Raw genomic sequence first — 13848 nt, forward strand, 5'->3', positions numbered from 1 at the left:
GTTCTGATTTGATCCCAGCCGGGGCCGTTCGTTCGGCCCCGGCTTTTTCGTGGAGAAAGACCAAATGACCCGAGAGTCCCTTCCCGCCATTCGCTGGCCGCGTCTGATGATCGTTACCCTGATCGCTCTGATCGGGGTCGGAGGCTTTGCCCGGCTGGGCATCTGGCAAGTGCATCGGCTGCACTGGAAGCTCGATCTGATCGAGCGGGTCGAGGCCCGTGTCGATGCGGATCCGGTGCCGGCCCCGGGGCCGGAGGCCTGGCCGGCGATCACCGCAGCGAGCGACGAATATCGCCGGGTGAGCCTGCAGGGGCAGTTCCGTAACGATCAGACGGTGCTGATCTACACTCCCTCGGATTTCGGTCCGGCCGATTGGGTGCTGACGCCGCTGGAACGCGACGATGGCACCGTGGTGATGATCAACCGCGGCCTGGTGCCCGAGGACCTGGCGCTGGCCGGCAGCTTCGATGCCGCGCCGGAGGGTGAGGTGATGGTCACCGGCCTGCTGCGGATATCCGAGGACAAGGGCTGGCTGTTCTCGCGCAAGAACGATCCGGAGAATGGCAAATGGTATCGCCGTGACATCGGGTCGATCACCAGTGCCAAGGGGCTCGAGCGCGCAGCGCCCTATTTCGTCGATCAGCAGCTTGGCGACCCGAAGGCCTGGCCGAGGGGCGGGCAGACGGTGGTTTCCTTCCGCAACGCGCATCTGAGCTATGCCCTGACCTGGTTCGCGCTGTCTCTGCTGGTGCTGGGCGCCTGGGTTTTCGTCCTCTGGACCGAGTTGCGCCGCCGCTGAGGCGGCAGGGGGCGGATAACGGAAAGGCCGGAGGGGCAGTGATATGCCCCTTCATTCCTGTCGGCGCGGGCATGGGGCGCTGTGTGCTTTTTTGCCAGAGGTGGGCAGGGCGCGTTCTTGCCTGGGACGGCAGCGCCACGCGCCGGCAGGGGCCTGCCTGGGGTGCAAACGTCAAGCATCAGTTGCGTTTGCCGCGGATTTGGCGAAAACCGAAATCAGAAAAAAAATCGCAGGAAGGACGAGAGATGAGTGAAGACGCCTATGATCCGGGAACAGAAGGCGCCCGGATGAGTTTTGCCGATGCCATGTCCTACGGCGATTATCTCAATCTCGACGGACTTCTGGCACAGCAAAAGCCGCTGAGCGGTGCACATGACGAGATGTTGTTCATCATCCAGCACCAGACCAGTGAGCTGTGGATGAAGCTGGCCATTCATGAGCTGGCCGCCGCGCGCAGCGCGATGAATGCCGGGCAGATGAGCCATGTGTTCAAGATGCTGGCCCGGGTCAGCCGGATTTTCGAACAGCTCAATAATGCCTGGGACGTGCTGCGCACCATGACGCCCGCTGATTACACCCGATTCCGCGACGCGTTGGGGCCATCGTCGGGGTTCCAGTCCTATCAATACAGAATGATCGAATATATTCTGGGCAACCGGAATCCGAACATGCTGAAACCCCATGCGCACAGCCCCGAGGTGCAGCAGATGCTGCAGGCGGAGCTCGCACGGCCAAGCTTCTATGACGATGTGATCCGGTTGCTGTTCGTTACCATCGACGGGCCGGATGCCGATGTCCCGGCGCCGCAACTGGGCCAGCCGCACAAGCCGGTCGAGGCGGTGCAGGAGAAATGGACCCAAGTCTATCAGGATGTCGATCGCTGGTGGACGCTCTATGAACTGGGCGAGAAGCTGGTCGATCTCGAGGATTATTTCCGTCGCTGGCGGTTCAATCACGTGACCACGGTCGAAAGGGTGATCGGTTTCAAGCGCGGCACCGGCGGCACGTCGGGGGTGCAATATCTGCGCCGCATGCTCGAAGTCGAGCTGTTCCCGGAACTCTGGCATTTGCGCGGCGGTTTGTAACCCGCTGCCAACAGGTGAATGGCGGTGTGGGCGGAGATGGCCTTGACCTCCTCCGCCCCGAGGCCGTGATTGCTGTTCAGGGTTGTCCCTTCAGCGTGAGGATGAGGGTTGAGATATCGTCCTCGGCATGACCCAGATCACAGGTGGCCTGCATCAGGGCGCGGGCGCTGTCGGTCATCGGCAGCTCGGCCTCAGCCCCGCCCACCGCCGCGATGGTGTCGAGATCCTTCAGCATCATCGCCACCGTGCCCAGCGGGTTTTCGAAGCTTTCCGTCGCCATCCGCGGCGCCAGAAGCTGGAAGGGCTTGGAATCGGCGAAGCCCCCCGCCAGTGCCTCGGTCAGCCGGGTGGCATCCACCCCCATGACTCGCGCGAAATTCACCGCCTCGGCCACCACCGCCATGGTGCAGCCTGCAATGATCTGGTTGACCAGCTTGGTCATCTGCCCGGCGCCGAGATCGCCCATATGGGTCACCTTCTGCGCCAGGGGCGCCATCAGCGGCTCGGCACGGGCGAAATCCGCCGCGCTGCCGCCGGCCATGATGGTCAGCGTTCCCGCCGTCGCCGCCGGCGTGCCGCCGGAGACCGGGGCATCGACCCAGCCCATGCCATTGGCCGCGCGCAGACGCGCGCCGAATTCTCGCGTCAGCCCCGGATCCATTGAGGAAAAGTCGATGAACATCTCCGGCCCCGTCACCTCGGCCACGCCATTCTCGCCGAACAGCACGGCCTCGACGGCGGCGGCATTGGTCAGACAGGCCATGACCACATCGCTCTGGCGTGCCAGATCGGCGGGGCTTTCGGCGCGCCGGGCGCCAGCGGCCACCGCCGCATCGCATTTCGACGCGGTGCGGTTCCAGACGGTGACCTCATAGCCCGCCTTCAGCAGGTTCATCACCATCGGCTCGCCCATCAGCCCGGTGCCGAGGTACCCCAGACGCGGCATCGTCATTCCTCCACCTCGTCCACCGGCCAATCGACCGCGCCGGAATGGGTGATCGCCCCGTAATAGGCGCTTTTCACCTGGGCCGCGTATTTCTCATGGGCGCCGGCCAGGCGGCGGGGCGGACGGGCGGCCAGCGCCTTGCGGCGCGCCTCCAACACCTCTGCATCGACCAACAGGTCGATGACGCGCGCCTCGCGGGTGTCGATGCGGATCATATCGCCATTCTCGACCAGCCCCAGCGGGCCGCCGTTATAGGCCTCGGGCGAGAGATAGCCGATGCACATCCCCCGCGTCGCCCCGGAGAAGCGGCCATCGGTGACCAGCGCCACCTTTTCGCCCATGCCCTGACCATAGATCACCGCGGTCGGCCCCAACATCTCGCGCATGCCGGGGCCTCCGGCGGGGCCCTCGTTGCGGATGATGATCACGTCGCCCTCCTGGTAATCGCGCTTGCGGACGGCGGCCATGCAGTCCTCCTCGCTCTCGAACACGCGGGCCGGGCCCTCGTGCACCCGGACCTTGAGGCCCGCGACCTTGATGAAGGCGCCCTCGGGGGCGAGGTTGCCCTTGAGCACGATCACCCCGCCCGAGCTGTCGCGCGGGTTGTCGACCGATCGGATCACCTCGCCATCGGGTGCCGGCGCATCGGCCACCGCCTCGGCCAGGGTCTGACCCGACAGCGTCAGCGTATCGCCATGCATGTGACCCGAGCGGATCAGTTCCTTGATGATCACCGGCACGCCGCCCAGACAGTGCACGTCCAGCGCGTAATATTGCCCGCCGGGGCGCAGGTTGCCGATCAGCGGCGTGCGTTCGAAGACGGCGCCTACATCGTCCATGGTAAAGAGGATGCCGGCCTCATGCGCGATGGCCGAGATATGCATGCCGGCATTGGTCGACCCGCCGGTGGCGGCGACGATGGCGCAGGCGTTTTCCAGCGACTTGCGGGTGATCAGATCGCGCGGCAGCGGGCCGCCACGGTCGAGGATCTCCATCACCATCTGTCCCGCGTGGCGCCCCAGCGCCACCCGTTCGGAATAGACCGCCGGCATGGTGGCGCTGCCGAGGGGGGCGATGCCCAGCACCTCTGAGACCATGCCCATGGTATTGGCGGTGAACTGGCCGGGGCAGGCGCCGATGGTGGGCATGGCGACCCGCTCCATCGCGTCCAGATCCTCCTGGCTCATCTCTCCGGTCATCACCGCGCCGGCGCCTTCGTAGGTATCGAGGATCGAGACGGTCTTGCCCTTGTACATCCCCGGCAGGGTCGAGCCGCCGAAGACGAAAACCGAAGGCACGTTCAGCCGCACCATCGCCATGATCAGTGCCGGCAGGTTCTTGTCGCAGCCGCCGTAGCCCACCAGCCCGTCATAGGCATGGCCGCGCATCACCAGTTCGACCGAATCCGCGATCAGGTCGCGCGACATCAGCGAATTCTTCATCCCCTGATGGTTCATTGAAAACCCGTCCGAGACCGAGATGGTGGTGAATTCGCGCGGTGTGCCGCCGGCCTCCTGCACGCCACGATAGGCATAGCGCGCCTGATCGCCCAGATTGGCGTTGCAGGGCGAGGTCTCGCCGGCGGTGGAGACCACGCCGATCATCGGCCGCGCCATGGCGTCATCGTCGAGGCCCTGGCCGCGATAGAAGGCGCGGTGCGGCACCCGGTCGAGCCCGTCCACGGTGATGCGGGAACGTAGCTTGCGGTTGCTGGCCTTGGGGTCTGTCATCTTGGTGTTCCTTCTGTCTTCTGGGGTCTTCGCGTTGGCGGGCGCGGGCGTTGGGGCGATCTTAGCCGCATGATCGGCGGTGTGGAGTGAAATCGGCGCGGCGCGGGGCTGGGCTCTGGTCATTGGCGGGGGCAGGCGCCAACATGCGCGGCGACACCTCAGGACCGGAATGGGAGAGTGAAAATTGATCCTCGATATCGAAACCGCCGCCACCGCCATGGCCGCAGCCCGGCGCGATCTGGCGCCCTATGATCTGCCGCAGGGGCTGGGCAGTGCGCCCTTTGCCGATGGCTACGCCTTTCAGGACGCCTATGTCGCTGCCATCGGCGCGCCGGTGGCAGGGTACAAACTGGCGGTGAACGGCAAACCGCAGCAGGCGCATTTTGGCGTCAGTGAACCGGCCTGGGCGCGGGTTCTGGCGCCGGAGGTGCACCCGAGCGGCGTGGTCCTGCCCAAGGGCGCCTTCGGTGAACTTTGCATCGAGGCGGAGATCACCGCGATTCTGGGGCAGGGCGTGACCGAGCTGACGGGAGTGGTGACGCCGGAGCAGGCGAAGGGCGTGATCGAGAGCCTGCGCGCCTCGATCGAACTGATCGACCAGCGCGGCGTTTCCATCGCCGGGCTCGAGCTGGGCCAGGCCATCGCTGCCAATGTCTTCAACGCCGGCTGCGTGCTGGGCGAGGGCGGTATCGCCCCGGAGGCCCTGGAACTGGAACATCTTCATGTCACCCTGACTGTCGACGGGGAAGTGGCGGGCGAGGCCACCGGGGCGGCCCCGCAGGATCCCTTCGAGGCGGTGGCCTGGTTGCTGAGCACGCTGAACGCGCGCGGCACCGAGGTTGCGCCGGGGATGTTGGTCATGTGCGGAACTCATCTTCCGTTGAAGGTTCTGGACCCGGGCGTGACCCGCGTCGAGGTGGGCATGGGGCCGCTCGGCAGCGTCGCTTTCTCGCGCAGGGAGTGAGAGGAACCGGGGCCGGCGCGAAACCGGCCCCGATCCGTCAGGCCACGTAAGAGGCCAGCCAGGTCGACAGCACCGGAACCACCACGATCAGCGTCAGCCGGAAGATATCGGCGACCCAGAAGGGGGTGACCCCGCGGAAGATGGTGCCGGTGCTCACATCCGGCAGAACGCCACGCAGCACGAAGACGTTCAGCCCCACCGGCGGGGTGATCAGGCTGATCTCGGTCACCACCACGACGACGATGCCGAACCAGATCGGATCATAGCCGAGCTGCATCACCAGCGGATAGAAGATCGGCACCGTCAGCAGGATCATCGACATGCTTTCGAACACGCAGCCCAGCAGCAGGTAGATCACCAGAATGGCGACGATCACCAACCAGGGCGTGTCGGAGAATTTCATCGCAAAGCTCACCAGCCCCTGCGGGAAATCGGTGAAGTTGATGAAATTCGCGAACAGCAGCGCCCCGATCAGCACGGTGAACAGCATGGCTGTGGTTTCGACGCTTTCGACCAGGATCTCTTTCAGCACCTTCCAGCTCAGCGCGCCGCGCAGCAGCGCGAAGAGGAAGGAGCCGAGCGCGCCGATGCCAGCGGCCTCGGTCGGGCTGAAGACACCGCCATAGATACCGCCCATCACCACGATGAACAGAACCAGGACCCCCCAGACATTCCTGAGCGCGGTCAACCGTTGAGCCCAGGTCTGGCGTTCGGCGGCGGGGCCTTCTGAGGGACGCCGCCAGGTGACCCAGCGCACCGCCAGCAGATAGAACATCATGCCGATGGCACCGGGCAGGATGCCGGCAGCAAACAGCTTGCCGATGCTCTGCTGGGTCAGGATGCCGTACATCACCAGCATGACGGAGGGCGGGATCAGAATGCCCAGCGTACCGCCGGCGGCGATCGAGCCGGTGGCCAGGGCATCGGAGTAGCCGAACCGCCGCATCGACGGCATGGCGACCTTCGACATGGTGGCGGCAGTGGCCAGAGACGATCCGCAGATGGCGGAAAATCCGCCGCAGGCCACCACGGTGGCCATGGCGAGCCCACCCTTCCGGTGCCCGAGAAAGGCGTTCGAGGCATTGTAAAGCTCGGCGGCGAGGCGGGCACGGGCGACGAAATTGCCCATCAGCACGAAGAGCGGCACCACCGAGAGTTCATAGTTGATGGCGGCGTCGAAGGCGGTCTGTCCGACGTTGAAGAGGGCGGCTGTCGGGCTCATCACCCAGGCCATGCCGGAGAATCCCACCAGCGCCATGACAAAGGCGATGGGGATGCGCAGGAAGGCGAGCAGCAGAAGAACGGCAAGGCCGATGAGGGCTTCGGTCATGTCACTTGCCCCCCGGGATTTTGCGGCCGCCGAGGGTCAGGATGACATTGGCCAGCGCGGCGAGGGTTGCGATTGTGCAGAGTACGGCCATCAGTGCACTGAACGGCCACATCGGCAGGAACAGCTCATCCGTGATCTCTTCATATTCGAATTGGCTCATTGACTTGATGACCAATCTCCAGGCGATCAGCCCGAGCGCGGCTGTGCTGAACAGATGCACGAAAACGGCCTGCACCCTGGCCATCGGCCGCGGGATGATATCGTCCAGCAGATCGACGGTGACGTGGTTTTCGTTCAGCACCGTCAGCGGCAGGGCGCAGAAGATGATGGCGGGCATCATCAGCGACACGACTTCATAGGTCGCGGGCAGGGGGGCGGAAAAGAGATACCGCCCCATCACATCGGCGAAGGTCAGAAGCATCATCGCGAACAGCAGGATGCAGGCGACATAGGTCAGAACCCCGGCCAGGGGAGAGAGACCGCGGATATGATCCGCGGCCCCTTGGGGATGTTGAATGTCCAATATGGATACTCCCGGCAGGCCTTATTTGGCCTCGGCTTCAAGCTCTTTCACCTGCTCCTGGAAATAGGCGTAGATGGCCTTGCCATCGACACCTTCCTCCGCTGCGGTGGTGTAATACTCCGCAAGGAACTGGTCGCGCAGTTCGGTGATCGCCGCCAGCAGCTCGGGCGAGGCATCGGCGATGGTGTTGCCGTTGGCCTTCAGATCGGCGAGCCCCTTGGCATTGACCACATCCCAGCCATGGCCGGCCATCTTGGCGAAGGTTTCCCCTGAAAACTGGTCGATGATCGCCTTTTCGTCCGGCGGCAGGCGATCATAGGCTTTCTTGTTCATGATCAGGAAATGGCTGGAGGAATACCAGCCGCCCGGTACGTTGGTCGAGAATTTGGTGACATCGGTCAGGTTGAAGCTGGTCACGCTCTCGTAGGGGAACATGATGCCGTCGGCGATGCCGCTGGAGAGGATTTCATAGGATTTCGACGAGGGCTGGCTGATCGAGACGCCGCCCCAGGCCTCGGTGATCGCCTTGGGAATGACGCCACCGGTGCGCATCTTCTGGCCTTCCATGTCGGCGGGGCTTTCGATCAGTTTCGTGGTGTGATGGACCTGGCCCGGACCATGGGTCATCATGCCCACCAGATAGAGCCCCTTGTACATCCCCTTGTCGGCGAGAAACTTGTCATGGGTGCGCTGCAGCGCGACCGAGGTGATTTCGGCGCTGTCGCCCAGAAGCGGCAGTTCGGCGAAGAGATAGGGGGCGAACTGCTTGCGGGCATAGGCATGGACCGAGAAGGAGACATCGGCCTGACCGGTGCGCACGGCGTCGAGCGATCCCTGCGGCGAGGCAATCGCCTTGGGCAGCCGCTTGAAGGTGATCTTCCCGTTCGAAGCCTTTTCGACCGCTTCGATCCAGGGGATATAGACGTTCACGTTCACCGGGTGGGTCCAGGGGATCCAGGACGAATAGGTCAGCTCGGTGGCGAGGGCCGCGCTGGCCGACAGCGCTGCGGCGGCGATGCCGGCCGAAACGGTCGCGATCAGGCGTTTCATCATCATTGTCTTACTCCTGTTGGTGTCAGCCCCTCCGCGGGAGCGTATGATCGTATGATGCCAGGGTGAGCGGTAGTTTCTGTTACTGGTAAACAAAGGCAAACCCCCAATCGACGGTTGTGGCCACAATTGCAGTGTTCCGGCCCCGGCGTCACCGCGGGCAAGGGGGCGTTGCCCGGTGAGGCAGCAACTTCGGGCCTGCAATCGAGCAGAAGCGTATCGGAGATATTGCTTGGCTCACCGCGGCGGCCAAGCAGGATTCGTCGCCTCCGCGCCGTCTCAGAGCGGCGGTTGTGTCATGATCGCGCCGCAGCTTGTCGGATCGGACCCGGGACCGCGTGGTCGGAACGCTGCGAGGTGGGGGAGGAGAGGGGCGCTGCCCCTCTGCGCCTGCGGCACATTCACCCCGGGATATTTGAGCCAGATCAAAGGGGCCAGGAGGCCGCATGCCAACCGGGTTCTCCGCAAATGACGTGGCGGCGAAGGGGCTGGTGCGCATCGCTTTCTTTCGAGGTCCTGGGAATGGAGCGGATGGGAGAGCGGCTTCCTATGGCGGCGGCCTTAGGCCGAACCTGGGGAGCAGCTCCCCGCTGCGCGTCTTGCCGGTCCGTTTGCAGAGACCCGGAGTGGGGCGACGCATCGAGACAGTCGGCGAGACAGTCGGGGAGCCGGGGCGCGGCGGCGCGATCAGACCATGTCGCGGCATTCCGGCACTGGGGTCAGCGCCGCGCCATCGGCGAAATAGGCCCGCAGATTATCGGCGGTCAGATCGAACATCGCCCGGCGGGTTTCGACCGTGGCGCTGGCGGCATGCGGTGTCAGGGTGACGCGGTCGTTGTTGCAAAGCGCAGCGGGAATGTTCGGTTCATTTTCGAACACGTCGAGCGCGGCACGCCCGAGACGACCGGTTTCCAGCGCCCGGATCAGTGCGGTTTCGTCCAGCACCGATCCGCGGGCGACATTGACCAGGATGCCGTTGGGCCCCAGGGCCTCGATCACCTGGGCGTCGATGATGCGGTCGGTCCCGGCGCCGCCGGGCAACAACAGGATCAGCGCATCGCAGCGCCGTGCCATCGCGACCAGATCGGGACAATATTCATAGGGTACGTCCGGTTGCGCGTGTCGCCCGTGATAGAGGATCGGGCCGCCGAAGATCTCAAGCTTCTTCGCCAGGGTTCGACCGATCCGACCAGGCCCGACGATGCCCAGGGTTGCGCCTTCGAGCGTGGAGGTCAGCGCGGCGCGCCCCTCGCGGGCCCAGCGGCCCGAACGGGCGTAGTTTTCCTGCTGGATCAGGTCGCGGCTTGCCGCCAGCAGCAGGAGCAGCGCGTAATTGGCCACATCGGCGTTCAGCACATCGGGGGTATGGGTGACCAGGATGCCGCGCGCGCGGGCGGCGGCAACGTCGATGTTGTCGTAGCCGACACCCAGAGTGGAGATGATCCTGAGGTTGGGCAGACAATCCATCAGATCGGCCCCGAGCGGGGTGAAACTGGCGTTGGCCAGGCCAGTGATACGGGGGCCTAATTGGGCCAGCCAGTCCGTTGAGGGCATCTGCCCGGGATCGCGATGCAGGGTGAACTCTGCCGATAGCCGGTTGTCCAGATGCGGCGGCAACACGCCACGCCCGTAGATTTCGATGTCTTTGCTCATGGAGGGTCCTTGTTGTTGCGCGCGGGGGCGATACAGTCTTGGCCGGAGGCTGCCAGAGGTTGCGCTGGAGTACCAGTGGCTTGCAGATGGCTGCCGCCTGAGAGGCCGGTCCGAGAGACTGAGCCGGCCTGAGCCGGGGCGTGATCGTTGCCGGTGCGATCTGGATGGGCGGGCCTGCGCCTGCCAGCGCGATGGGGGGCGCGCCGCTGATCCGCCTGCCGCCCCGGGGGCCGCTGCGCGGGCAGGGGGCCAGCCCCCTCCGCGCGCCCGCGGGCGCGCGTTCACCCCCGGGATATTTGCGACCAGGAAAAGAGCGGAACAGGCAATGAGCGATCCGACATCCGGTCATGGGCCCGAAAACCCGGCCCGTGGGAACTGGTTGAAGCGGTGCGTAATTCGGGCCGGCAAGCATCTGTCGCATCCCTTGGGCGGTGGTTTTCCTGTGTCGGCGGTCCTGCCGAGGCCTGCCAGGTAAGCCCTGGGCGGTTTCGCTGCGGGCTGGTTGAGTATCCTGGCGAGGGGGCTGGCGGAGAGCGAGACACGGGCCCCGTCGGCCTGGGCTGGGGGGATTGGGCTGGCCGAATCACCAGTCGAGACCCGACACTGTTTTCAGATCCGCGGAGATATGTCGAAATTTCATTCATTGGTTCGCGATTTTTCGGAGGTCTCGGCGGTGTCTGGAAAAACAGTGGCCGTTTCGACTGACGCCGATGGCGGAGCGTATCCGTTTTGATTGTCGGTTTCTGGGAAACAGTTTGTTAGGGGATCACTATTCAAGCTGCTTTTCGGGCGACAGGTTGCCAGAAGATTAATGGAAAACCCGCAATTTGATGGAAACAATGTAATCCGGTTGCCATGACGCAAGGGAAGCGTCCGACTGCTTTGTCAGGTTTTTCAGAGAAACCGACGTTAATTTTGTTCGAATTTTCGTTTTGTCAGTTTTCCCGGGTCCGGTAATTTTAGTCTGCCTGCTTGGGGGGCACTGTCTGAAGGGTCACGACGATGACCCTCCGATCGTATCGGAGAAGACATCAAAATTCGGGAGCCTGCCGGGAATTCCGGGCAGAACGCAGAGGTTGGGGGCCGCTGCGAGCGGATTGTCGATATCCGAAGACTGCTGTGACCGGAAAGGGTCCGGCAGTTCTCCAGTCCAGGCGCATTTGGGCCATTCCGGCCCGCGATTCAGGCGTGGGCCGAAAAGGAGATTGAGTCATGGCAGTCAGCCCCAAAAGCACGAGTGGTATCGTCGACGGCGATGCTGGCGACAATCGTATCGACCTGGCTTATACCGGCGACCCCGAAGGCGATGTGATCGACGGCAGCGATGCGCCGGCCCCGGGGATGAATGACGACATCGTCAATGCCGGTCCGGGCAACGATTATGTCGAGGCGGGCGAGGGCGACGATACGGTCTATGCCGGCAGCGGCGATGATGAGGTCTATGGCCAGGGCGGCAACGATATCATCTATGGCGACAGCGACGGGCCAGGCACGGATTACAACGGTGGCCGCGAGGTGCTCCAGTGGGACGAGGCGCCCGACCCCGACGATGGCGGCCAGATCGACCCCTTCGATTCCCTCAAGGGCGGCTTTACCCAGAACACAGGCAGCGTCGATGTGACCTTCGCGGTCACCGGGTCAGATGGCAACACCAATACCGCGCTGTCCGCCGAAGCCGAGAATGTCGAGGGGATCGTCACCGATGGCGCCGCAGCCTCGGCCACCAGCGGGCTGGATTCCCTGACCAATGGCGAAGGCAATAGCGTCGGCTACGAGCTGTCCTTTTCGGACGAGGTCGAAAACGTTTCCTTCCGGATCAACGATGTCGATGGCGACGGGATCGTCAAATTGCAGGCCTTCGACGCGGCAGGCAACCCGGTCGAGGTGACGTTGAGCGCCGGATCGGGGGTGACGCTGCTGGATACCGATACGGTGACCGGCGCCGATACCGCAGATTCCAACGGTGGCTATGATGCCAATGACAGCTCGACCTATTCGGTTCTGGTGACCATCGAGGGCCCGGTATCGCGGTTGACCATTGATCACAGCCAGGATGGGATCAATAACTCGGGCATCACCGTCACTGACGTCTATTTTGATACCGGCGCCTCCGAGGTCGATCTGCAGCCGGGTGACGATTACCTCGACGGCGGTGATGGCGATGACACCATTTATGGCGAGGCCGGGGATGACACGCTGATCGGCGGCGCCGGCAATGATACGATCTATGGCGGCGACGGCAGCGATACGGTCTATGGCGGCGACGGCGACGATTATATCGACACCTCTTCGACCAGCGGTATCCCGCTGCCTGATCGTGGCTTTCCGTCTTACATGGGGCTGCCCGAAGTGCCCGCCGACAGCGATCCCTATGACGATCGCGATACTGTCTATGGCGGCGCCGGCAATGACACCATCCTGACCGGTGACGATAATGACGTCATCTATGGCGGTGACGGCAACGATTATATCGACGGCGGTCTTGACGACGATTACATTGAGGGCGGCGAGGGCGACGATTTCATCATCGGCGGCGAAGGCTCGGACGAGATCTATGGCGGCGGCGGTGACGATATCATCTATGGCGGCCTGCCGCCCAGCTATCCCGACGGGATGAACATCCCCGATGACGGCAGCGTCGGCGACCCCGATCCGGTGACCGACAACGGCAAGGATGTCATCTATGGCGGGGATGGCAACGACACCATCTTTGGCCAGGACGATGACGACATCCTCTATGGCGGTGAGGGGAACGATTATCTCGACGGTGGCATCGACGACGATTATCTCGACGGTGGCGAGGGCGACGATACGCTGGTTGGCGGCGAAGGCGCCGATATCATGCTGGGCGGATCTGGCCGTGATAATTTCATCGGCGTCACCGATGGCGATGTGATCGACGGAGGCACCACTGGCGACGATTTCGACACGCTCTATATGGGCGGTCAGCGCTATCGCATCATTTCCGAGACCACCGATGCCGATGGGGATTCGACATCAGGCACGATGGAGTTGCTGGACGAACACGGCAATGTCACCGGCACCGTCCAGTTCAACGAGATCGAAAAGATCGTCCCCTGTTTCACGCCCGGCACCCGGATCGCAACGCCCGAGGGTGAGCGTCTGGTCGAGGATCTGCAGATCGGCGATCTGGTGATGACCCGCGATAACGGCATCCAGGAAATCCGCTGGATCGGCGAGCGGGAGCTGGCCGGTGCCGAAATGGCCGAGCATCTGCAGCCGGTGCTGATCGGCAAGGGCGCGCTGGGGAACGGCCTGCCTGAGCGTGACATGATGGTCAGCCCGCAGCACCGGGTGCTGATCGCCAGCGACCGTAATGCGCTGTATTTCGAAGAGCGCGAGGTGCTGGTGGCGGCCAAGCATCTGACCTGGATGAAGGGGGTCGAGCGGGTGGAGTGCGCCAGCGTCACTTATATCCACTTCATGTTCGACCAGCACGAGGTGGTGTTGTCTGATGGTGCCTGGACCGAAAGCTTCCAGCCCGGCGATCTGACGCTTGGGGGCATGGACAGCGCCCAGCGGATGGAAATTCTGGAGCTTTTCCCGGATCTCAAGACCCGCGAGGGGATGGCGGCCTATCCCGCGGCCCGACGGTCGCTGAAACGGCATGAGGCGGTGCTGCTGATGCATTGATTGATGCTGTCATCCGATCTGGCCGGGGCGGTCGGCGGATAATAGATATCCTTGATATGTATTGCCGCTGAGGGACCTGGTCCTGGGCGGTTCCGGAAGGCGGGGCATCGTCCC

General features: G+C 63.7%; 10 protein-coding genes. 4 read left to right on the plus strand and 6 right to left on the minus strand.

What is annotated here, in order from left to right; translation table 11 throughout:
* Nucleotides 1-64 precede the first annotated feature (64 nt).
* Together G455_RS0101795 and G455_RS0101800 are read left to right on the plus strand one after the other, a co-directional pair.
* Nucleotides 65-799 (plus strand): SURF1 family protein, encoded by a 735-nt coding sequence (locus tag G455_RS0101795; protein WP_028092100.1) that lies wholly within the window; start codon nt 65-67, stop codon nt 797-799.
* 245 nt (nt 800-1044) lie between these two features.
* A complete protein-coding gene (locus G455_RS0101800; protein ID WP_028092101.1) occupies nt 1045-1884 on the plus strand; it encodes a tryptophan 2,3-dioxygenase in 840 nt (279 codons plus the stop codon).
* A 76-nt stretch (nt 1885-1960) separates the two neighbouring features.
* On the opposite strand, the gene G455_RS0101805 is transcribed toward G455_RS0101800, so the two are convergent.
* A complete protein-coding gene (locus tag G455_RS0101805; protein ID WP_028092102.1) occupies nt 1961-2836 on the minus strand; it encodes an NAD(P)-dependent oxidoreductase in 876 nt (291 codons plus the stop codon).
* Nucleotides 2833-4560: a dihydroxy-acid dehydratase gene (gene ilvD / locus G455_RS0101810; protein ID WP_035365900.1), complete on the minus strand. Its 1728-nt coding sequence runs from the start codon at nt 4558-4560 to the stop codon at nt 2833-2835. The genes G455_RS0101805 and ilvD overlap by 4 nt, the downstream gene beginning before the upstream one ends.
* A 184-nt stretch (nt 4561-4744) precedes the next feature.
* Here ilvD and G455_RS25455 point away from each other — a divergent pair, with 184 nt between their 5' ends.
* Nucleotides 4745-5524, plus strand: coding sequence for a 2-keto-4-pentenoate hydratase (locus G455_RS25455; RefSeq protein WP_028092104.1), 780 nt, complete (start codon nt 4745-4747; stop codon nt 5522-5524).
* 37 nt (nt 5525-5561) lie between these two features.
* Here the strand turns inward: G455_RS25455 and G455_RS0101820 are convergent, their stop codons facing one another.
* The 4 genes from G455_RS0101820 to G455_RS0101835 form a co-directional block, all read right to left on the minus strand.
* Nucleotides 5562-6854: a TRAP transporter large permease gene (locus G455_RS0101820; protein WP_028092105.1), complete on the minus strand. Its 1293-nt coding sequence runs from the start codon at nt 6852-6854 to the stop codon at nt 5562-5564.
* A gap of 1 nt (nt 6855) precedes the next feature.
* Nucleotides 6856-7377, minus strand: a complete 522-nt coding sequence (locus tag G455_RS23130; RefSeq protein WP_051312099.1) for a TRAP transporter small permease — start codon at nt 7375-7377, stop codon at nt 6856-6858.
* Between the two features lie 21 nt (nt 7378-7398).
* Entirely contained in the window at nt 7399-8433 is a 1035-nt protein-coding gene (locus tag G455_RS0101830; RefSeq protein ID WP_051312100.1) for a TRAP transporter substrate-binding protein, read from the minus strand.
* Between the two features lie 681 nt (nt 8434-9114).
* Nucleotides 9115-10080 carry a 2-hydroxyacid dehydrogenase gene (locus G455_RS0101835; protein WP_028092107.1) on the minus strand — a complete coding sequence of 322 codons (966 nt, stop codon included), beginning with the start codon at nt 10078-10080 and terminating at the stop codon, nt 9115-9117.
* Between the two features lie 1212 nt (nt 10081-11292).
* Between G455_RS0101835 and G455_RS0101840 the strand changes: the two genes are divergently transcribed.
* Nucleotides 11293-13734 (plus strand): Hint domain-containing protein, encoded by a 2442-nt coding sequence (locus G455_RS0101840; RefSeq protein WP_028092108.1) that lies wholly within the window; start codon nt 11293-11295, stop codon nt 13732-13734.
* Nucleotides 13735-13848 lie beyond the last annotated feature (114 nt).

The organism is Pseudodonghicola xiamenensis DSM 18339 (assembly GCF_000429365.1).
GTDB lineage: Bacteria > Pseudomonadota > Alphaproteobacteria > Rhodobacterales > Rhodobacteraceae > Pseudodonghicola > Pseudodonghicola xiamenensis.

Excerpts from the sequence above, each read along its gene's own strand:
- G455_RS0101795 (WP_028092100.1), top strand. The coding sequence starts at position 65 with ATGACCCGAGAGTCCCTTCCCGCCATTCGCTGGCCGCGTCTGATGATC.
- G455_RS0101800 (WP_028092101.1), top strand. The coding sequence starts at position 1,045 with ATGAGTGAAGACGCCTATGATCCGGGAACAGAAGGCGCCCGGATGAGT.
- G455_RS0101805 (WP_028092102.1), bottom strand. The coding sequence starts at position 2,836 with ATGACGATGCCGCGTCTGGGGTACCTCGGCACCGGGCTGATGGGCGAG.
- ilvD (WP_035365900.1), bottom strand. The coding sequence starts at position 4,560 with ATGACAGACCCCAAGGCCAGCAACCGCAAGCTACGTTCCCGCATCACC.
- G455_RS0101820 (WP_028092105.1), bottom strand. The coding sequence starts at position 6,854 with ATGACCGAAGCCCTCATCGGCCTTGCCGTTCTTCTGCTGCTCGCCTTC.
- G455_RS0101830 (WP_051312100.1), bottom strand. The coding sequence starts at position 8,433 with ATGATGATGAAACGCCTGATCGCGACCGTTTCGGCCGGCATCGCCGCC.
- G455_RS0101835 (WP_028092107.1), bottom strand. The coding sequence starts at position 10,080 with ATGAGCAAAGACATCGAAATCTACGGGCGTGGCGTGTTGCCGCCGCAT.
- G455_RS0101840 (WP_028092108.1), top strand. The coding sequence starts at position 11,293 with ATGGCAGTCAGCCCCAAAAGCACGAGTGGTATCGTCGACGGCGATGCT.